The organism is Bowmanella yangjiangensis, from assembly GCF_018531185.1.
GTDB classification, from domain to species: domain Bacteria; phylum Pseudomonadota; class Gammaproteobacteria; order Enterobacterales; family Alteromonadaceae; genus Bowmanella; species Bowmanella yangjiangensis.
Genome location: NZ_JAHDJU010000003.1, coordinates 464797 through 485308 on the forward strand (window position 1 = coordinate 464797; position 20512 = coordinate 485308).

Here is a 20512-nt window from a genome sequence, read left to right on the forward strand (position 1 = left end):
ATTACTCCAAGCAATCAAGGTCGCATTGGGCTGAATGACAGATGCCGTCGCTTACTCAACCAAAGACAACCAGCGACTTTCATTACGAGCCAGGGCATTATCTGACCAACCAATAACCCGGTTAGCCAGCAGGTGAAAAGTAACATTCTGCAACACTGGCACGGTTAAGTACTGAGACATTAAAAAGCGTTCAAGCTCTTTGATCGCTTGATTACGGTTTCGACCACTTTGCGAAACCACCTCAAGTAATCCCCGTAATTTTTCTTGCGGCAAATCCTGCCAATCAAGATTAGGCGGCAGATATATATCCAACATGCGCATGGGATCGCCATGCTCGGCTTGCCACATACGCCTGACCATATCAAACTGGCCGGCATGAATACGCTTGACTACCTCCCTAAAGGGGGCTTTTTCAATTTCAACTTTTACCGGTAAATCAGCCCAAATACGTTTAGCCAGTGCAGCATCAATAACACTGGGTTCCCGGTCCGATGTTAATATACGTAGCAACAGCGGCTTGTCTTGGTTGTACCCGGCGGCTTTCATCAACTGCCGGGCTTGCTCACGTTGTTGTGATTGGGTCAATTTGGTACCGGAGAGTGCTTCGTAATGGGCCATATCGGGAATCAGCCCGAACATCGCTTCTTCTCCTTTATCGCGATTATGCACCATCATGTTCCTGTCCATGGCCATATAAAGTGCTTCCCTGACCCGCAGATCCTGCAGCGCTGGCGCTTGAGGATTCATAAAAAACATCAGCAGTGTCATACGTCGCTGACGTGAAAACTGGTATCCAGGTAGGTTTTTCGCGCCTTTAATCTGAAAATACGCAAGCCCGCTTGCCACATCAGCTTGGCTTTGAGCCAAATAGCGGACCAAGGTAATGGTTTCCGGCAAGCGCTCATATACAACCTGTTCAATAGCAACGTTTTCAGCTTCCTGATAGAAAGAACTACGGCGTAAATATAGCCGCTGAGGCTCTGCCTCAGCTAATTGATAAGGCCCATTGCTAACCAAAGGCTGCTGCCTTGCCCAGCCATAGCCTGACTCGGCAAAAAGGTGCGAGGGTAGCGGCATGGCTGCACTGTCCGCCAACCAGTACAACAACTGCTCTGAGGGCGAAGAGACAACGATATCCAGGATCTGTTCAGACACCGCAAACATACCTAACGTTGGCTCAGAATTGGTATGTGTAGCTGGGTCTCTCGGCAAGTCGGATTGTATTGGCAGAAACCAGCTAGGAAGCGGCTTACCTATGCTTAATAGATGTCTGAATCCCTGCACGAAATCCATGGCAACAACAGGTTTACCATCGGACCAACGGGCATCTTCACGCAAGTAAAAACGGTAAGTTGTTCCCTGTCCTAATCGTTCCCAGCGGGATGCAACGTCGCCAACCACCTGCCCTTGGCCATCTATACGAGTTAGCCCAGCAAACAACTCAAGGGTTAGCAGACTGTCGGTGTTGGTAACATTAAGACGAGGATCAAAAGAACTGGGCAAATCGAGAACAGCACGCCTGAGGGTATCGGCAAAACACGTAGCCTGCAAAAGCAAACAGATAAGAATCAATATAAGACGAAAAACCGGCTTATGTGACAAAACATCACCTGCAACATCATTTGCCTGTCCATATGGCAGTAAATGGGCGTCTATGAAGTACAGTTTGAAGCGTTAAAACAAAAGGTCAAGCACTTCTCAAGTACAGCAACGACGCCCTTCTCTATCAGCCTCTGAGTAAATGGTCTAGGCTCAGTTGTCCCTCTGTCACAGCGAAAATCCCGCCATATAAGCCTTGGCTCGTCCTTGCTCGTCTACCCAATAGCCAACCGTCAATAACTGCTCAGCCACCACATCTGCAGACGATACCAGGGTTTTCTTACCTATTTGCAGAGACTCGCTCTGCCAAAACTGGCCATCGTGCTGGTACAGCGACACCTCCCACTCTGTCAGCGCTTCATCCAAACCCGTTTCTGCTAATACCAGCCACTTACCTTGATAAGGAATCAACAGTCTGGCCCAGTCCAATGCTGCTGAGCCAAACATTTCGACACTGATAAGATCGCCGCTGGTTGGTGACATTTTGGCTAGGAACAAATCCCCTCTTCCCTGATAATTTTGATCCAATGCCAGATAACTGGTTCCCATCAGCCAAACCTCCTCATTCACCACCTGGGTACCTGCGATAGTGTCTATGGGACTGTTACTCAGCGATACCGACCAATAAGGGTCGCCGTTAGTCGTCAGCTTCTTCAGCCAGGCACCTCTGGACTCCCCCATATCGCTTTGGTAACCGACGTATAAGTCAGAGTCCATTGCTGCGCTGGTGTAAAAATCCCCCTGAGGGGTATCGTCCGTTTGCCACCACTGCACCTGAAACTGCCCCTGGCTATGCTCATCAAGGCGCGCTAGCCAAGGGTTCTCCTTCGCTTCCAGATAATTAGTTGGAATAAAGTAATCATCATAGCCCACCAGCAAATATTGCTCCGGCGCCAGTTTGAACAGTTTCACAGGTACATTAGGCCGCTCGGTACCCAGCTGCGACACCCCAATCAGACTGCCGTCGACACTCAATCTGCCAATTAGCACATCCTGCTTACCCTGATTAACCTGCCCCGGCAGTGCGCCGCTGCTGGCTCCAACAAAAAGGATCTGATTGTTGTCGAGCAATAGCTGATTGATTTGATCCGTGCCAGTTGTATCAAGCACATACCGCCAAACACGCTGAACCGCGCCTTGGGTATCCAGTGTTAACCTTTCAACAAAGGCGTTGCTGTTCCCTTCTGCCTGACTTTGTGCTGTAGACCCCTCATAACCAGCGACAATCACCGAACAATCGCTTAACCTGACAACAGACTGCAACGCACTTTGTCCCCGATATTCGGGTTGATAGAGGGTTGGCCAACTGCTACAAGTCTCCGTTGGCGGCGCTGGAACCGGAACCGGTGCCAGATTGTCTCCACCACCACCACAGGCCATCAGCCCTGCCAGCATGGCGGAAATCATACTATTCTGAGCGATAAAATGGACTCGCCATCTATCACTTGTTATCAATTTGTGCTGTTGCATACTTTGCTCCCGAATTTGAATCGGCGCATTATCAAGAGCTGTGCAACAAGCCGCCCCTATAAACATCTTAAAAGATTACTAATTGAGCAGATGGGGAGAGTTCACGTCAGAACAGAATGTTCAGATGAGAGGGCAAAAGTGGCTGTCTAACACCATTTACCTATGAGGGGGCCGGCTGATCTCATAGCCAAACCAGTTCCCCATTAAGCCTGTTGGAGCAAGCTTAGCCTGACAGCCTTATGAGTGCTGCTTCTCAACATGGGCTTTAAAGTTATCCAGAATGCCCTGCCAGCCTTGGCGCTGTTGTTCGGCAGAATTTTCGTCTTCGGTTTCAAATGTCTCGACCAGCTTCACGCCCTGCTCGGTTGGCAAAAATTCCACCCGGACTTCGCGATCATCACCGAGTGTGTACTGAATGACTTTATGCGGTTCAACTTGCGTGTAGGTACCTACAAAATCAAAGCCCATAGATCCATCTTTGGCTTCCATGCGATAGTTAAACCCCTGCCCCACAACCATTTGGTTTTGCGCCCTCGGGCAACACCAAGTGTCGATGGCAAAATTCCATTGAGTGATGTCTTCTGGATTGGTCCAGGCATGCCAAACTTGCTGCAGTGTTGCCTTTACCGTGGTTTCAATTGAAATCTTCATAGGTGCTCCGTTGCAGTTATAAAGCGCCGTTCACCGGGGCGTCAAAGTGGGTTTGCTGCCAACTAGTCGTTGCTAGCCGGTCCGCTTCGACAACAGAGTATAAAAATTTTGATGTTTTGCATTGCAATGCTGCTCCGAGGCCCCGGTGTTTGATGCAAAAACCGGGGCCCAGGCGCATTAGTCGCGCCAGCGGCGGGTCAGATCCTCGTAAGCGTCAATGCGACGGTCACGGAAGTAAGGCCAGATACGTTTAACTTTTTCGGTACGGGCCAAGTCCAGCTCTACCAATAAAGTTTCTTCCTTGTCGCTGCTGGCCTGGGCAAGCAGCTCACCTTGCGGCCCGGCAATAAAGCTCTGGCCCCAGAACTGAATTCCCGGGTCGCCGTCAATGGGCGAGGCTTCAAAGCCGGTACGGTTGGCCACGATCACCGGCACCGAGTTGGCCACCGCATGGGCACGTTGAATGGTATGCCACGCGGTGTGCTGGCGCTCACGCTCATCCGGTGTATCTGTAATATCCCAACCAATCGCCGTGGGATAAAACAGCATATCCGCGCCGCGCATAGCCATCAGACGCGCCGCTTCCGGATACCACTGATCCCAGCATACCAATACCCCTAGCTTACCAACACTGGTCTGAATCGGCTCAAAGCCCAGATCCCCAGGGGTGAAGTAAAACTTCTCGTAAAAACCAGGGTCGTCAGGAATATGCATCTTGCGGTACTTGCCCACCATGCCTTCTTTGCGGTCGAACACCACGGCAGTGTTGTGATAAAGGCCCGAACCACGCTTTTCAAACAACGAGGTCACCAGCACAATATTCAGCTCGGCGGCCAGGGCCGCAAAATACTCGGTTGCAGGGCCAGGAATAGGCTCAGCCAGATCAAAATAGTCGGTGTTTTCTTCCTGACAGAAATACAGTGTGCTGTGCAGTTCTTGCAACATCACCAGCTCGGCACCTTGCGCCGCCAGATGACGCACCTGCTCAGCACTTTTTCGCCAGTTGGCCTGTTTGTCGTTGCCTGCCACGGCCTGCTGAACCAGACCTACTTTTAATTTAGCCATAGACGCTAACTCCTTTGCGCAACTGCGCGATCACTTCATCTTTTAAGGTACCTTGGGGCACCTGCATGCTAATACAATGCAAACTGCCATATTGCTGCACCAGCACTGCACAATCCAGCGCCACAATCCGATGGGCCGGATAGGCCTTGGCCAGTACTTCCAGAGCAAGTTTGTCTTCGGGCTGGCCGTAAATCGGGCACAGTACCTGCTGATTGTTAATCAGGTAATTGGCATAGGATGCCGGCAGGCGATCGCCTTCATCGCTAAAAATCACCGGCAGTGGTAATTCAAAAATCTGGTGCTGTGGTAAGGCCTGACGGCATTCTTCTACCAGCGCCTGCAATCCCGCAAAGTGACCATCATCCGGGCGATTAAAACAGGATTGGATCACCAGCCCCTGATCTGGGGTAAAACGTACCAGGGTGTCGATATGTCCGTCGGTATCGTCCCCTTCCAGATGGCCGTTTTCAAAGATGCTGACCTGACTGGCCCCCAGGTATTGCTTAAATTGGGCGCGGTAGTCATCCAGGCTCATCTGGCCGTTACGCTCAGGATTCAGCAAACACAGCGAGGTAGACAGCAAATGGCCATCTGCATCAATTTCCAGTGCGCCGCCCTCGGCTACGATATCGGTGCTGATCAGCGGCAATTTGCATAAATCAGCCAGAATCTCACGATTCGCCCTGTTGTCACGGGATGCATCAAATTTATTACCCCAGCCGTTAAACTGGTATTCCACCGGCTGCATACCCTGGTCTGACTGACAGGTCAGAAAACCATAGTCACGCAACCAGGTATCGTTGGGGTTGGCTTTAAGTAGCAGTACGTTGTCGGTACTGTTTACCCGGCGCTGGAAGTCGGCCATATCGCCTTCTCTTACCAGCAACAACACCCCACAATCGGCCTGATTAATGGCGTGGATCAGTTCTAGATATAAGTTACGGGCTTGTTCCAGCCAGGGGGCCCAATCGGTATCTTCATGGGGCCAGGCCAGGATCACAGCTTCCTGAGGCGCCCATTCGGGCAGTAAGCGGCGAGATGTGTTCATCATCATTTCCAGCACAAGTTGCAATTGCCGCCGATTATAGTCGTTAGGCAATACAGATCCACCGGAATTGCCCTACTTCAGCAGGTCTACCTGCACCAGATAGACCCCAAGGCCAACGGTAAATAAAAACATGCCCCAGATGGAATGTTCAATTGCCACAATTAAGGTCGAACGGGTTTGCAGATAACGGTAACCAAATAAAAGGCCGCCGAAGGCAGAGAGCAACACCGCCAGCCAGTTACCGTAAGCTGCATGAGCCAAGGCAAAACTGGCGGTGCTTAACCCCAAGCGCCCGGTTTTAGAGGGTAAGATGCCTTTGTAACGATGAAAAAAGAAAGTACGAAACACCAGTTCCTGCGGAAGTACCGACACCAGCGGATAAACCGCCAGGGTAAGCAGCCACAAGGATTTATCGTGTTGCGGTAAGATGAAAAACACTTGTGGCAGCCACAAGTACACAAGCAGGCTGATGAGCAGTGCCAATGGCACAAACAACAACAGCTGATGGCGCAGACAGTCTTTTATGCCTTGTATATGCCACAACCGAAAGCGTTTAAAATGGGGGTCGCTCAGCAATAACCACAAACACAAGGTACAAATGGTCAGCAAAATGGGGATCAGCCAGCCAATGTAGAATGACGCCAGAATGGCAACTGACATTGGCACCAAGCCAAATAAGCAAAACATTTCCAGCCAGCGATTCACCCTGTCACCTGTCGGTCACAAATTTGTCACACCCTATAAGGTATATACAAAAATCCACATGCCAGCGAAAAATATCTACAGCATCGTGAAGTTACTTTACGCGCTGTGCTGACCAAATTCGCTGGCCAACTTGGCCAGCGTCACTTGTTTAAATCGTGCTAACAGCAGCGCTTCGGCTTCGTGCATCACGTCACGCAGCGCATTATTAACCCCGTGCTCAATTGGGCAACTATTGTGCTCGTCGGTCAGGCCAATAGTAAATACCGAACTGTCTCCCAGAGCTTTGTGTATGTCATACAACGTGATATCAGACAAAGGCCTGGCCAATGACCATCCTCCATTATGCCCTTTTACGGCACTGACATAGCCTTGCTCGCGCAGCGCCGCCATGGTTCTGCGCACCACAACAGGATTCGTTCCCAGCATTTTACCAATGTCGTCAGATGTAGCTGGCTTGCCATGATGATCCAAATGGATCAAAGCATGAAGAACGCGGGAGAGGCGACTGTCTTTGCGCATAGCAATTTACCTATTGAATTTGTGCAAATGCTACCACAGCCTTATGTAACATTTAATGTTTCCTGTGTTGAACAAACTCAATCTATCATGTAACAATAATTGTTACTTAACGATGAGGTGAATTATGCAAACACAAGTACTGATTATTGGTGGCAGCTTTGCCGGCCTGTCAGCGGCAATACAACTGGTCAGAGCCAGAAAACAGGTGATAGTGATAGACAGCGGAAAACCGCGGAACCGCTTTGCCTCGCATTCCCATGGTTTCTTTGGCTTGGATGGTGAAACCCCGCACGATATACACCAAAAAGCGCTGGCCAAATTGCTCCCCTACCCCGACTTTACGCTGCATCAAGGTGAAGTTGTTAATCTGGTTAAAGATGCTGAGGGTTTTACTGCCACATTAGCAGATAACACTTCAGTAGATGCCAGTAAGATCATTCTGGCCACAGGGCTTCATGAGCAGTTACCCGATATTCCAGGGCTAGCCTCACGTTGGGGTAAAACGGTACTGCACTGTCCCTATTGTCACGGCTATGAAAACCGCGACCGGCCATTAGGGGTGCTAGCAACCTCACCGCTGTCAGTACATCAAGCCAAATTGATCCCGGACTGGGGCCCTACGACTTATTTCAGTCAAGGGCAATTTCCCCTCGAGCCTGACGTTCAGAAAATGTTAGAAAAACGCGGGGTCAGAATCGAACAAACGCCAGTAACAGAAATCATCGGTAACGCCCCGGAAATTAGTGCCGTGCGCTTGCAGGACAATCGCCAGCTTTGCATAAACGCTTTATATGTAGGACCAACCACGCGCATGGCCAGCCCGCTGGCAGAGCAACTAGGCTGCGAATTTGAACCTGGCCTTATGGGGCCATTAGTGAAAATAGACGAAAGCCAGCAAACCTCGGTATTGGGTGTTTATGCAGCTGGCGACATCGCCATTCCCATGCAGAACGCCACGCTGGCCAGTGCATCGGGCGTTATGGCTGGCGTGCATGTACATCATGCCTTGATCCAAATGCAACTAAACGCATAAGGAGTCGTCATGCAAACACAAAATCAACCCGCTTTTGGTGCTGATATGGCCGCTCGCTACGACAGCAGTCGGGTAAAATTGCAACCGATCAAAGATGCCTTGCATTTACAGATGCAGGCGCTGTTTTCTACCTTGCCGCAAAATGCCCGTATCTTATGTGCAGGGGCTGGCACAGGTGACGAGTTGCTATTTCTGGCCACTGTTTTTCCTAAATGGCAATTTACCTTAGTCGATCCTTCGGCTGCCATGCTGTTACGCTGCCAGGAAAAAGCGCAGGCACAAGGTATCAGCCAGCGCTGTGAATTTTTCACAGGCTTTGTACATGATCTACCTGAACGTGCGCCTTTTGATGCGGCCACCAGTATACTGGTGGCTCATTTCGTTCTGTCTCCTGAAGACCGACTGACCTACTTCAAGCATATTGCCAAACGGCTAAAACCCGCTGCCATGTTGATTAATGCTGAACTTAGTTGGAATCGACAAGACAGCAGTTTCGCCGCCATCTGTCAGCATTGGGTCGCGCTTCATCAATTGGCGGGGCTGAATATTAATCCCACCTATCTGGGAGAGCAGGTTGTTGTCGACCCACCCAATGATATTAGTCAGCTACTCACCAATGCTGGGTTCACGTCACCAACCTTGTTTTATCAGGCACTTCTCATACATGCCTGGTATTCAAAGCTTGCGGCCGCTTAAGCGGCCTTCATATCATTTTCCGGAATAATTCAGGTTAGCATGCAAGGTTTACTTACCTGCGGCACATCCATCTTTAATGCGGTCGAAGTTTCATACCGGCGTACCGTCCCGCGATCCATATCCAGCAGGTGACTGGGTGTAAAAGGCGCGAATTCAGGCTCAACCACCTGTATTAACGTAAAAGGCTGAGTTTCGGCCACCAACGCGACGAGTTTCCTTACCTGCGGATGCGCAATAAACACAGGATGATCCAAAACCAACACCGCAGGCTTTAGCAATATTACTCTGGCCAGCAAAATACGGGCGTACAGAAGCTGCGAGCAGCCGCGGCCCAGCTCACCTATGGCATTGTCCAGTAGCACAGGTTCGATACCCACCCACTCTGCGACAGCAACAGCTTGAGGGCCTTTTGCCAGGCCAGTGCCATACAGGATATTGCTGTAGACCGACCCTTTAAATAATTGACTATGTTCATCTATGACACACACCAGCTGATGCAGACGATTACGTGCAATATTGCTAAAACGATAGCTGCCAAGCACCAGGTAACCATTGGCTGGCTCCGCCTGCTGGGCCAGTAAGCGGCATAAAGCGGATTTGCCACGTTGTCCGCAAACCTGCAATCGAGCCCCGGCAGGAATTTCCATATTGATGCTGAGCGCTCCATCTGCAACTTGTAAGTTACGTGCTTTTAGAACATAAGCTTGTTTTCTTGCGAGGCGTCGTTTGGCACTTTTGGCGACAGCTAGCATCTTGTCGAATGCCAAGCGTAAACGCTGCCTGGCTACATAAAAGTTAATCCAGTCAGCCCAGCTGCGTACCAGGTAATCAAAGCTTAACAGGCACAGAGACAGCGTCAGTACCCTGACTAAATGCGGCCAGTGCTTAACACTGAAATCCGGTGATGTATAAATAAGCGCGGTTAATCCGCAAAGCGGCCCTAAACTGCGACAGCAAAGCAGGAAAAACTGCCATTGCACAAGCTGGCGTGCCAATGCCTTGCCCCGCAAAAGCACACGCTTATTCTCCTGCCTTTGCGTGTTGCTTCGTCCTACAGTCAGGTACCCAAAACAGCGCTCACTTAGATGTCCACTTAACCGGCCTCGGCTGCGCCTGATATCACCAGCCAGACCCAATGCCCAAGGCGTTAATGCCCCCAGACATAGTGCCGTTACCAGCAATGCCAAACATAGTGTGCCCGCCAGGTCCTGACTCTGTGTAAACAGAAACCCACCAAAACAAAAGCAGCCCAGCGCCCCCATCTGCACAAAGCCTAATCCCCTGCCGGCAAAATGCGCCACACTGTTGGCGTCACTAATCAGTCGATTCATGGCCACGCCAAGACGGTTTGGGCCATTCTCAACATCTGCGTCTAACATGCGGCTGAATAACGCCTGGCGATAGGCAATGACCAATCGCTGTCCGTTTTGCTCGGCCAGTGTTCTCAGGGCCAGTCGAGCCACAATATTAACTATGGCACCAGTAAGTAGTGCAAGACTGAGGGGCAGTATGTTTGCCTGCCAGATATCGGCAAACCACAAGAGTTTATAGCTGCTCGCGGCCACACTCAGCATCGCCAATAGTGACAGGGAAGCGAGCCGAAACGGCCCGATCCCTGTCACTATGCTTGGAAATCCCATAGCCTTTGACATATCAGGCAATATCCGCCTGATGCGCCACGCCGTCCTGGCCAATAATGCTACAGGCTTTAGCCGGATCGCGCAGATCCTCAAGACCATATACCGCCATATCCAGCACATGGGCCGCTTCGCGGGTCGCTAAGGGCGACGCACAAATTCTGCCGCTAATCCCTTGTACCTGATAGCCTTGTTCCTGCAACCAACTGGCACCGCTTTGTGCTCCCATGGCTTCTCGCGCCGCAAACAGTACATTGCTGAACTGTTGTTTAAACTTAACGCATTGCAAAATCGCGCGGGTTTCCTGCTGGTAAATGCCGTCGGCCACTTCAATCACTATGGCGGTACAGCCCTTACGTACTAACTCCGCCGCCAATATCGGGTAAATCCCTTTGGCTTTTTCAATGCCGATATTAAAGCTGGTTGGGTAGCCCGCATCGGTAAAGTCCAGCACATGGGCTGCGCCAGAGTCCTTCATCAGCCATAAATCGCCGCCCGCACCGGTGCCGGTAATTTTCATCGCCCCGACTGTGTAACCGGCAGTGGTCAGCCCATGGATCAGGTTAGCCGCCGTGGTGGTTTTACCTGCATTCATCGAGGTTCCCACCACCACCACACTTGGCACCGCAATTTGCCTGATACCGTGCTGGTGAGCAGGCAGCTTATAGTCAGCCACATTCACCACCTTACCCGCGGCATTGGTGATAAGACCAATGGGCTCAATTTGCGTGGGCATCTCAATACGGCTATGCCAGCCAATAGCAAGGCCCGCTATCCCGCCTGCTGCCACCATATGGCAGGCCGCCAGATCCTGAGGAACTAAGGCTTCAAATTGATCCGGGGCATAGCGATTACCAAAGGCCAGGATAATTTCGTCACCTTCATATAAGGTGGCCTTACGGCCGTCGATACGTTCAATCTTGGTGTGATGGCCAATTTCTGTCACGCGGGCCAGAACCAGGTCTCCACTGCGTGGAATGTGGCTCAAATCGGTTAACCCCTGCATGTCTTCGCTTAGTACACGACGGGTTACAAAAGCGCGTTTAGCGGCCAAAAGACGGTGAGCAGTAGTGTGAGTAGATGCAGACATAATATAATTCCTTTTCTGTAAGTATTGCTTGAGTGACGGTGTCGCCAATCGACGAAACGCATACTAGAAAAGGTTGCCTGACACTAAGGTTATACACCTTGTAAGCTTACCGTAAGATTAGGAAAAACCCAGTAAATACATAATGTTACAATGTAAAAATTTTTTAATTTTTTTCATTTGAGGCTATTCTTCAGCACCACATCCATCAACTGCAGCTTGCTGTAAGGTTGCTGTAAGGTTGGGCCACTTATACTCCTCCATTGCTGAAGTTCCGATAGGCAGGTTATGTCGTTTTCTGCATCTACAATGTGCCGTTACACAGCCCTGGCAATATTGCTGTTATTGCCGGTCACGCCTGTCTATGCCCAGGACGAACCACAAGCCTCCTGTCCATCAGCAGGCACCCCACCTTCAGCAAAAGAGTTCTATCGCTTTATCAAGAAGTTCAAAGCTGAAGATCTGAAACGCAATGAAACCCTGCTGCAATCCAGCGTTGAGCAGCTCAACTGTCAACAGGTCTTCAAGCTGAAACTGGTCAACCGGACAGGTGATATCAGCCACCGTTATTACGATACCCGCAGCTTCGAGTTGGTATTAGATGACAGCCATCAGCAGTTGGATCCCCTCGACCGGGTATTCAGACAGTTGGATAAGTTGGTGGGTGATGAAGCTGCCGACAAGGATAAAACCTCACAAAAGGAACAGTAAAAATGCGCGCCTTAGTAGTAGAAGATAACGTGCAAGCCGCTGAGCAAATCAGCGAGGCGCTGACCGAACACGGTTTCGCCGTGGATCAGTGCCATGATGGCCAGGAGGCCTGGTTTGTTGGTGACACCGAAGAGTATGATATCGCCATACTGGATATCGGCTTGCCGGGTCGCGACGGACTCAGTGTATTGACCGATTGGCGACGCAACGGCAACAAGATGCCGGTTATTATACTGACCGCCCGTGACACCTGGCGTGAGCGGGTCACTGGCCTGCGCGCCGGTGCCGATGACTATTTGATTAAGCCGTTCGAAATGGAAGAGCTGTTAGCCAGAGTGGAAGCCTTGGTCAGACGCAGCAACGGCCATGCCACCAGTGTATTGGCCGCTGGCTCACTGGAGCTGGATACCGCCACTCAACGTGCTACTTTGGCCGGCAAACATCTGGATCTTAGCGCACTGGAATACCGTCTGTTGGCCTATCTGATGAATCGTCAGGGTCAGGTTGTATCAAAAGCCGTGCTGACCGAGCATTTGTACCAAATGGACTTTGAGCACAACTCCAATGTGATTGAAGTGCTGGTTAACCGGGTACGCAAAAAGCTGGGGACCGAGCATATTCAAACCCGACGTGGACAAGGGTACCAGCTAAATGCCGACAGCTAAGCCTTACTCGCTGCGTAACCGTCTGATTTGGCGGATTACCCTGTTTATGTTTGTGGCATTAAGTGTCTTATCTGTGGCATTGGTGTTGCTGTTCGACTCCTATATCGAACGGCGCTTTGACCGTACTTTAACCAACCAATTGCACTCATTGTTAGCCGCAGCGCAGTTTGAACCAAACGGCGAGCTGATTTTAAATGGTACTCCCTCTACGGCTAGGTTCCAGGAGCCCCTGTCGGGCTGGTACTGGCAGGTTATTCACCAGCAGCAGGTAAAATATCAGTCACCCTCTTTGTATGCCGACGCACCCGCACCACTTTTGGATGAGATCAATCTTCCGCAGTTGAGCTTTATGGCGCTTGAAGGCCCAACTGGCTTGCCTCTGCGGGCCGCCGTGCAACGTGTACACTTTCACTCCCAGGATCAGTATGTATTTGTGGTCGCAAGTGGCCCTGTGGCCGATATTCAGCGCGATGTTATCCAGTTTGCCAGCCGCCTTATCGGTGCATTTGCCCTACTCGGGCTGATTCTCGGCCTCATATTACGCTGGCAGCTTAAGCAGTTGTTACAGCCAGTACGAAGCTTGCAACAAGGGATCAAGGCCATTCGGGATGGCAGCCAGGAGTCTTTGACACTGACCTTACCCAGCGAATTAACCGAAGTGCAAACCGAGCTAAACCACCTTTTGCAAAATAATAAAGAAATTCTAGAGCGCGCCCGCCTGCAGGCCTCAAACCTGGCTCATGCCCTGAAAAATCCAATTTCTGTGCTTAAAAATCATGCCAGTAATCTGCCACCAGCCGATGCCCGCATTGTGTTAGAGCAAGCCGACAAACTAAGTCAAAGCACACATACCCATTTAGCACGAGCCAGGTTAGCCGGTTCGTTCGAGAAGTTATCTGCCCGAACCAATGTGGCAGACACCCTAAGTGAGCTGGTCTTTAGTTTGGAATTACTGTACAAGCCCAGGGGCTTGAAAATGAGCTTTGCCTGTCACCCCAATCTGGTGTTTTCTGGCGATCCTCATGATCTGGACGAAGTACTCGGCAACTTGATGGATAATGCCTGTAAGTGGGCCCACAGCCAGGTGAAGTTTAGTGCAGCACAGATTGAGCGCGGTATCGAAATTACTATCGAAGACGATGGTCCTGGTATTCCCGAGGAACAGCGTCAAGCCGTATTCAGCCCAGGCAAAAGACTGGATGAAACCACGCAGGGAACCGGGCTGGGACTGCCTATAGTGCAGGATATCGTGCTGCTCTACGGTGGCAACATTCGTTTGCAAGATAGCAGTCTGGCAGCAAGCGGATTATGCATTGTTCTGCATTTGCCCGGCACACTGGCAGCCATGGACTAACACGGAGGCAATTCCTATGTACAAATTACTCATTGCACTGGCAGGCGCCCTGACACTAAGCGGCTGCCAGCTGACCCAACTGGTTAAAGATGCCGGCCCTCTGGATACTCAGCTTAAAAAACAACATGCCCTGGCTGCTCTTAGCATTAATGAGGAATTCGATAGCTATTTAAGTGACCGGGGCCGTGCCCAGTTATTGTCACAATTAGCCAAGCAGCTTAAGCAGCCTGTAGCCGATGAACTAAGCCGTGTGGATCCCATTACCCACGCTACGTGGTCGCTGAAGATTGCGGCGGTAAACTTTCAGGCCTTTCAACTCAAACGTGCAGGCAAGGAAGAAATCAATACCGAGTCTGAATTGATGTTTATCGACCTGCCTTATGTTACCCGCCGCAAGGTAAAACTTTACGCCGAACCCAGCAAACAAAGCCGCGAGCTTGGCAACCTGGAAAAGCACGATATCGTCAACGTACTGGCACAATCACCGGATGAGAGTTGGTACCTGATTGAACGTGGCACCCAACTGCTCGGTTATGTTCGCCATACCGCCGTCACCCCCTCCATTCTCAAGCGGGATTTCCTTAATAGTCGCCCCTATGAGCTGAAAGTAGATACGGATAACGATTTAACCCGTGACGGTTACGTACTGCCACTTCACGACATCTTTGGTCTGACCCAATGTCGCCAAGTTGAGATCCACTTTGCTCATCAATCCCGTCAGGCACAGCGTAGCCTAAATCTGTGCCAGAAAACCCCGGATATCTGGTTTATCAATCCACTGCACGATACGCCAGAGGCTTAACCCTTTAGGCCGGTGTGCAGCATACCCGGCCTGCTTAACCAAGTTTCTAAGTGCTAGATGGCTTGCATTACCAGATTGCTACTTTACCAGCCGAAGCTTACATAAAGCTTGCAAGGGCTCTCAGCTTACTGTCAGTGAACCAAGGTTAATCTCCTCTGCAGAACAACTTGGAGACACCAGATGAAACAGCCACTGACATTATTATCTATTGCCCTTCTTACCAGTATTCCGGTCGCTTACAGTATTGAGCAGCCCCTAAAAGCCTTTAAAAAATCCATCGTCCCATTAAAAATCACCCCCTATGCCAGTCTCAGAGTATCTGGGGTATATCAGGACAAACAGGAGAAAGTCCCCTATTCGCCTTTGGACCCAGCCAAACAAGGTGACGATAAACGCTGGGAGCTCAAAGACAATGCCAGTAAGGCCGGCATCAAATTCAGTTACCCCCTGGCCGGGCATAAACTCTATGGCCGCTTTGAACTGGGCACTAATGCAAATAGCGACTATTCCCCTTTCTTTAAAATTCGTCAGGCCTATATGGGCATCAAAACTCAGTGGGGCAGCCTGCAGTACGGCCAGCAAAATGCCATTGTCAAAAACTATGACGATTTTGACCGCAGCCATCGCGTTGGCGCATCGGTGCATCTGACCAAGGATGAGCTAAATACCAAACGCCCCGAACAAACCCTGCAATATCATTACAATGCCGATGATTTTCGCCTCTCGGCCCAGTACAACTTCGCCCGCCAACTGGACAGCCTCCCGCAGCTCAGGGTAGGCAGTCAGCGCTTAAGGGTCAGTGATACCGAGCTGGATTATGGTGTCGGCTATGGGGTGACGTATCGTGGTCTTAAACATATTGAGTTAGAAGCAGGCTATCAAAACAACCAGTATCCAAATGCCAAGTATTATACCAATGTGGCCTCCGCCAAGTGGAAAGTCAGCCGCGATTTGCAGCTTTCAGCCTACGGCGCTCAGCATGTGCTGGAAGACCATCTAAAAGGAGAAAGTGCCGAGTCCCGCCACTACGCTCTGGGAGCACGTTACCAGCTGTTTGATAATCACAGAGTGTATGGCAGCCTGGAATACGCTAAAGGGTACCAAGCCATTGAGGGTGGTAAACAACGCGCCGTGGTGCTGGGCAATGACTACAAGCTAGGCCAAAATAAGCATGTGTATGTTGAAATGCGCAAACGCTACTTTGATGCCGACAAAGCCGACGATCTCAGTGCGGCAGTTGGCATTAATATGAGTTTTTAAGGCCAATTCAGGACTGCCCTGATTGGATAGGATCAACGCTGAGACTTAACGAGCGGCTATAAAGATCAAGGGGAGCTTAGGCTCCCTTTTGACTTTATCAACTCAGCAAGCGAACAAAAGCCTGGCTGTCTAAAAACCACAGCAACAAAAAACCGCCCAGCATGGTCATGGTACCTTGCACACTTAAGCGACTGGTGCGCGGGCTTTGCACTTCAGGGATAACCTCATGGATCACCACAAACAACATGGCCCCAGCAGATAGTGCCAACGACAGCGGATAAGCAAAAACCGCTATACCGCCTAAAAATACCCCAATAACCGCCCCTAAGGGCTCCAGCAAGCCAGCCAGTAGCGACCAGCCCACCGCTTTCCAAACGCCAAGCCCCAAACGCAACAATACCACAGCCATGGCAAAACCTTCGGGGAAGTCCTGCAGGGCAATAGCCAGGCTGACACTGCTGCCCGAGTGCCAATCTGCCCCGGAGAAACTCACCCCGACCGCAATACCTTCGGGCAAGTTATGCAAGGCAATCGCCAACACAAACAGCCATAACCGGCTTAAATGGCGATGGCCTGGGCCGGTATCACCGGCAACCGGATGACCGTGGGGTACGTGACGTTCTATCTCACACATCATCCACGCCCCGCCTAAGGTGGCAAGTATCACAGCAAGATGTGCATAGAACGGGGGGAAGATCTCGGTGGCAGTGTCTATGGCTGGCAACAGCAGGGAAAATACCGCGGCTGCCAGCATCATGCCCCCGGACAGCCCCAATGACAGTTCCAAAAAACGCTGGTTGTAGCGACCGGGCAATAACACCAACATGGCCCCAAGCGCGGTGGAAAGAAAGCCCAATGCAGAGCCCCCCAGCGCCCAAGCCAGGGCATCAGTTGGCACAGCCCAGATTAACGCTACCAGACCAGCTACCCCAGCCAACCCACATACTCGCCACTTTATGGCAGTGCCACCATGCCACATCGATGCAGGTAAAAGCCGTGCTTGCCTTGTGCTGTCTGCTCTCATTGCCACCATTCACTTGTGTAAACATCGAATGGTTGCACTATAAAACAATTTATTGCATTTGATAATCATTATCATTAACTTATAAGGCGTTTTCGAATTCAGCCCTGCGTGGACCACTCTTAGCTAAAGGAATAACACTATGCGTTGTGCAAATCAGAAAGGCGTTTTCGTTCAGACCGAAACAGAGCAAACTGAACGTTTTTCACGATTGTCTCTTCATCAGTCCGACCGGGCAAACCCAGCGGAGACAAGCGCTCTGTCTAAGCCTGCAGGCACAACCCATAGCACTATCATCAATCCGCAGGGCCTGATAAAACGCTGGCAATATGCCACCAACGCGGCATCTCGGCGTTACAAAAGCCTAAATACATCTATAGCCCGTCGCTGGTATCTAAGCGCTTTAGATCTGTCAGAGCGGCTTTTACAGACAAGATTGTGCGCCGAGCATGTTGCCATTCATGTGATTAGCCTGCATAACCTCGCTGATCTGGAGTCCCGCTTGCGCCGATTTGACAAAGCGCGCTCTTATCATGAGCAAGCCCTAAACCGGTTGTTTTTGCTGATGCGGGACAACCACGACAAGCTGACCTTGCTATTTCCCCATCTGCATCGATGCAAAATGTCACTGGCGCTGTTCTGCCGCCACTACGGCAGCTCTTCGGCCAGTAACCTACTTTTGCGTCAGTCTATTCCCATTGGAAATCACTAAAGGAGTGTGCCATGCCGTTTGAATTACCTTCACTGCCCTACCCCTATGATGCACTGGAGCCTTATCTGGATAGTCTGACCATGGAAATTCACCACGGTCGGCACCATCAAGCTTATGTGAATAAGCTCAACCAGGCGCTGACAGACACGCCCTATACCAGCTTGTCGCTGGAAAAACTGCTTGGCCAGCTCAACGAACTACCGCACCAGCTGCAAGCTGCAGTGCGGGATCATGGCGGCGGACATGCCAACCATAGCCTGTTCTGGACCATACTGAGCCCAAATGGGCAAGGCCGACCCGACGGCGAACTCGCCCTGGCCATCGACCAACACTTTGGCAGTTTTGCCCAGTTTCAAAATGCCTTTACTCAGGCTGCATTGTCACGCTTTGGCAGTGGCTGGGCATGGTTAAGTCTGAACACAAAGGGCCAATTAGTGGTGGAAAGCAGCGCCAATCAGGACAGCCCGCTTATGCATGGTCACACCCCGATTCTGGGCCTGGATGTATGGGAGCACGCTTATTATCTTAAGTATCAGAATAAACGGGCCGACTACATAGAGGCTATCTATCAGGTCATTAACTGGCCAGAAGTGGCCAGACGCTACCGGCAGGCACGCTGATGTCGCACCGCACATTTAAAGCCATCAGCAAAAGAGCCTGGCAGCATTGCCACCAGGCAGAAGTAAATTTACTGGCGCTGACCGGGTGCGAATGGCAACAACAGCTCTATTATTACAATCAGGCATCCCATGAGTTGACCCTTCAGCTAGCTGATGCAGGGCAGCCGCTGATGCAAGAATGGCAGCTCAGACGCTGGCTGTTTAATCTGGTACGTTGGGCCATTGCAGCCCAGTGCCATTGGCAAAGGCAAACCCTGCTTGACCAGCTCTATCAACCGCTGCTGGCCTTGCAGGCGCTTTACCGGCAGTCGCCCCAAGGGGCAGAACGATTTTCCAAACTGCAGCGCGACCTGCGACGTTTGCTGCAGCCACTTTACCAGCGGGACAGCACAGGACCCGCCGGACCACGTAATAGGACATAAGATTTTATGAGCCATCGCATCGAAAAAGACTCCATGGGCGAACTTCATGTGCCAGTATCCGCCTTGTATCAGGCACAAACCCAGCGCGCGGTGCAAAACTTTGCCATCAGTGCCGCAACCATGCCAGCCGGCTTTATTCGCGCCCTACTGCTGATTAAACAAGCGGCCGCCCACGCCAATGGCGAACTCGGTTTACTTACCCAGCCACAAACCCATGCCATTACTACCGCCGCCCAGCAGCAGTTGGATAATCTTAAGTTAAGCCAATACCCGGTGAGCGTATTTCAAACCGGCTCAGGCACCAGCAGTAATATGAATGCCAATGAGGTACTGGCGACCCTGGCCACGGAAATTCTGGGGGAAAAGGTTCACCCCAACGATCATATCAATCTTGGTCAAAGCAGTAACGATACTATCCCGAGTAGCATTCATGTCAGTGCCGCTATTGCCCTTGAGCATGATTTACTGCCCGCTATACATCGCCTCCATCAAGCGCTGGAGGCACAAATCGCCAGTCACGGCGATATTGTTAAAACCGGCCGTACCCATCTGATGGACGCCATGCCGGTAAGCTTTGAGCAGGTATTTTCAGCCTGGCAGGCACAGCTCAGTCATGCCACAACGCTGATTAAGGAACAGCAACAACGCTTATTGCAGCTGGCTCAGGGCGGCACGGCAGTGGGTACCGGTATCAATGCTCATCCAAGGTTTTCTGCACTGCTTTGCCAACAGATCAGCCACACCACCGGCCTTCCCTTTCAGCCCGCCGAAAACTTATTCTTCACTATTGGCAGCCAGGATGTGGCAGTGGCTTGCTCCGGCGCGTTAAAAACCCTGGCAGTGGCGCTTATGAAAATAGCCAATGACCTGCGCTGGATGAACTCAGGTCCGCTGGCAGGCCTAGCCGAAATTGAACTACCCGCGCTGCAACCCGGTTCGTCCATTATGCCGGGCAAAGTCAACCCAGTGATCCCCGAAGCCGTGGCCATGGCCTGTACTCAGGTTATAGGGCATGACAGCGCCATCACCCTGGCCGGTCAGTCGGGTAACTTTGAACTAAATGTGATGCTGCCGCTGATTGCCAGTAATCTCTTAGACAGCATCGGTCTGCTGGCGGGCAGTTGCACGGCCCTGGCCGAGCAGGCGTTGAAGGGATTAAAAGTAAACCAGCACAATATTGCATCGGCCCTTGCCAGAAATCCCATTTTGGTGACGGCGTTAAACCCTATTATCGGTTACGAGAAAGCCGCCGCTATCGCCAAGCAGGCTTACCAGCAGCAAAGGCCGGTTATAGAGGTGGCCGCCGAGCTGACCGATATACCCTTAGCACAGCTGCAGGAACTGCTGAACCCGGCCAAGTTAACCGGGCAATAAACTAAAGGAAAGCGACCAAGGCGCATTTCGGTGCGCCTTGTTTTACTTGCATTGGTAATAA

General features: G+C 51.1%; 21 protein-coding genes. 11 read left to right on the forward strand and 10 right to left on the reverse strand.

Annotated features, from left to right (window positions below; genetic code table 11):
• Positions 1 to 51 precede the first annotated feature (51 nt).
• The 7 genes from KJY73_RS17700 to KJY73_RS17730 form a co-directional block, all read right to left on the reverse strand.
• Entirely contained in the window at positions 52 to 1602 is a 1551-nt protein-coding gene (locus KJY73_RS17700) for an ABC transporter substrate-binding protein (RefSeq protein ID WP_214345015.1), read from the reverse strand.
• A gap of 165 nt (positions 1603 to 1767) precedes the next feature.
• The gene (locus KJY73_RS17705; RefSeq protein ID WP_214345016.1) at positions 1768 to 3069 is read right to left on the reverse strand and encodes a hypothetical protein; all 1302 of its coding nucleotides are present in this window, start codon (positions 3067 to 3069) and stop codon (positions 1768 to 1770) included.
• A 237-nt stretch (positions 3070 to 3306) separates the two neighbouring features.
• Positions 3307 to 3720: an SRPBCC family protein gene (locus tag KJY73_RS17710; RefSeq protein ID WP_214345017.1), complete on the reverse strand. Its 414-nt coding sequence runs from the start codon at positions 3718 to 3720 to the stop codon at positions 3307 to 3309.
• Positions 3721 to 3897: 177 nt separating this feature from the next.
• Complete coding sequence (locus KJY73_RS17715) at positions 3898 to 4785, reverse strand: carbon-nitrogen hydrolase (protein ID WP_214345018.1); 888 nt, start codon at positions 4783 to 4785, stop codon at positions 3898 to 3900.
• On the reverse strand, positions 4778 to 5833 hold the full coding sequence (locus KJY73_RS17720) for an agmatine deiminase family protein (RefSeq protein WP_214345019.1): 1056 nt from the start codon (positions 5831 to 5833) through the stop codon (positions 4778 to 4780). The genes KJY73_RS17715 and KJY73_RS17720 overlap by 8 nt, the downstream gene beginning before the upstream one ends.
• Before the next feature lie 72 nt (positions 5834 to 5905).
• Positions 5906 to 6538, reverse strand: coding sequence for a CPBP family intramembrane glutamic endopeptidase (locus KJY73_RS17725; RefSeq protein WP_332874224.1), 633 nt, complete (start codon positions 6536 to 6538; stop codon positions 5906 to 5908).
• A gap of 96 nt (positions 6539 to 6634) precedes the next feature.
• The gene (locus tag KJY73_RS17730) at positions 6635 to 7057 is read right to left on the reverse strand and encodes an Rrf2 family transcriptional regulator (RefSeq protein ID WP_214345020.1); all 423 of its coding nucleotides are present in this window, start codon (positions 7055 to 7057) and stop codon (positions 6635 to 6637) included.
• 124 nt (positions 7058 to 7181) lie between these two features.
• Here KJY73_RS17730 and KJY73_RS17735 point away from each other — a divergent pair, with 124 nt between their 5' ends.
• Together KJY73_RS17735 and KJY73_RS17740 are read left to right on the forward strand one after the other, a co-directional pair.
• A complete protein-coding gene (locus KJY73_RS17735; RefSeq protein WP_214345021.1) occupies positions 7182 to 8090 on the forward strand; it encodes an NAD(P)/FAD-dependent oxidoreductase in 909 nt (302 codons plus the stop codon).
• A 9-nt stretch (positions 8091 to 8099) separates the two neighbouring features.
• Positions 8100 to 8786: a class I SAM-dependent methyltransferase gene (locus KJY73_RS17740; RefSeq protein WP_214345022.1), complete on the forward strand. Its 687-nt coding sequence runs from the start codon at positions 8100 to 8102 to the stop codon at positions 8784 to 8786.
• A 29-nt stretch (positions 8787 to 8815) separates the two neighbouring features.
• Here KJY73_RS17740 and KJY73_RS17745 read toward each other — a convergent pair whose 3' ends face one another.
• A complete protein-coding gene (locus tag KJY73_RS17745; protein WP_214345023.1) occupies positions 8816 to 10438 on the reverse strand; it encodes an ATP-binding cassette domain-containing protein in 1623 nt (540 codons plus the stop codon).
• A gap of 1 nt (position 10439) precedes the next feature.
• Positions 10440 to 11513: a P-loop NTPase family protein gene (locus KJY73_RS17750; RefSeq protein ID WP_214345024.1), complete on the reverse strand. Its 1074-nt coding sequence runs from the start codon at positions 11511 to 11513 to the stop codon at positions 10440 to 10442.
• A gap of 285 nt (positions 11514 to 11798) precedes the next feature.
• Here KJY73_RS17750 and KJY73_RS17755 point away from each other — a divergent pair, with 285 nt between their 5' ends.
• The 5 genes from KJY73_RS17755 (at position 11799) to KJY73_RS17775 (ending at position 16302) form a co-directional block, all read left to right on the forward strand.
• Positions 11799 to 12221: a hypothetical protein gene (locus tag KJY73_RS17755; protein ID WP_214345025.1), complete on the forward strand. Its 423-nt coding sequence runs from the start codon at positions 11799 to 11801 to the stop codon at positions 12219 to 12221.
• A gap of 2 nt (positions 12222 to 12223) precedes the next feature.
• Positions 12224 to 12886 (forward strand): response regulator transcription factor, encoded by a 663-nt coding sequence (locus KJY73_RS17760; RefSeq protein WP_214345026.1) that lies wholly within the window; start codon positions 12224 to 12226, stop codon positions 12884 to 12886.
• Complete coding sequence (locus tag KJY73_RS17765) at positions 12873 to 14240, forward strand: sensor histidine kinase (protein WP_214345027.1); 1368 nt, start codon at positions 12873 to 12875, stop codon at positions 14238 to 14240. The genes KJY73_RS17760 and KJY73_RS17765 overlap by 14 nt, the downstream gene beginning before the upstream one ends.
• A 16-nt stretch (positions 14241 to 14256) precedes the next feature.
• Positions 14257 to 15042 carry an SH3 domain-containing protein gene (locus KJY73_RS17770; RefSeq protein WP_214345028.1) on the forward strand — a complete coding sequence of 262 codons (786 nt, stop codon included), beginning with the start codon at positions 14257 to 14259 and terminating at the stop codon, positions 15040 to 15042.
• Between the two features lie 180 nt (positions 15043 to 15222).
• Positions 15223 to 16302: a porin gene (locus KJY73_RS17775; RefSeq protein WP_214345029.1), complete on the forward strand. Its 1080-nt coding sequence runs from the start codon at positions 15223 to 15225 to the stop codon at positions 16300 to 16302.
• A 97-nt stretch (positions 16303 to 16399) separates the two neighbouring features.
• Here the strand turns inward: KJY73_RS17775 and KJY73_RS17780 are convergent, their stop codons facing one another.
• Complete coding sequence (locus KJY73_RS17780; protein WP_214345030.1) at positions 16400 to 17326, reverse strand: ZIP family metal transporter; 927 nt, start codon at positions 17324 to 17326, stop codon at positions 16400 to 16402.
• Positions 17327 to 17465: 139 nt separating this feature from the next.
• Here KJY73_RS17780 and KJY73_RS17785 point away from each other — a divergent pair, with 139 nt between their 5' ends.
• The 4 genes from KJY73_RS17785 to KJY73_RS17800 are packed head-to-tail and all read left to right on the forward strand — an operon-like array spanning position 17466 to position 20451.
• Positions 17466 to 18035, forward strand: a complete 570-nt coding sequence (locus KJY73_RS17785; RefSeq protein WP_214345031.1) for a tetratricopeptide repeat protein — start codon at positions 17466 to 17468, stop codon at positions 18033 to 18035.
• Between the two features lie 11 nt (positions 18036 to 18046).
• The gene (locus KJY73_RS17790; protein ID WP_214345032.1) at positions 18047 to 18655 is read left to right on the forward strand and encodes a superoxide dismutase; all 609 of its coding nucleotides are present in this window, start codon (positions 18047 to 18049) and stop codon (positions 18653 to 18655) included.
• Positions 18655 to 19077, forward strand: coding sequence for a hypothetical protein (locus KJY73_RS17795; RefSeq protein WP_214345033.1), 423 nt, complete (start codon positions 18655 to 18657; stop codon positions 19075 to 19077). The genes KJY73_RS17790 and KJY73_RS17795 overlap by 1 nt, the downstream gene beginning before the upstream one ends.
• A gap of 6 nt (positions 19078 to 19083) precedes the next feature.
• Positions 19084 to 20451: a class II fumarate hydratase gene (locus KJY73_RS17800; protein WP_214345034.1), complete on the forward strand. Its 1368-nt coding sequence runs from the start codon at positions 19084 to 19086 to the stop codon at positions 20449 to 20451.
• Positions 20452 to 20512: the final 61 nt, after the last annotated feature.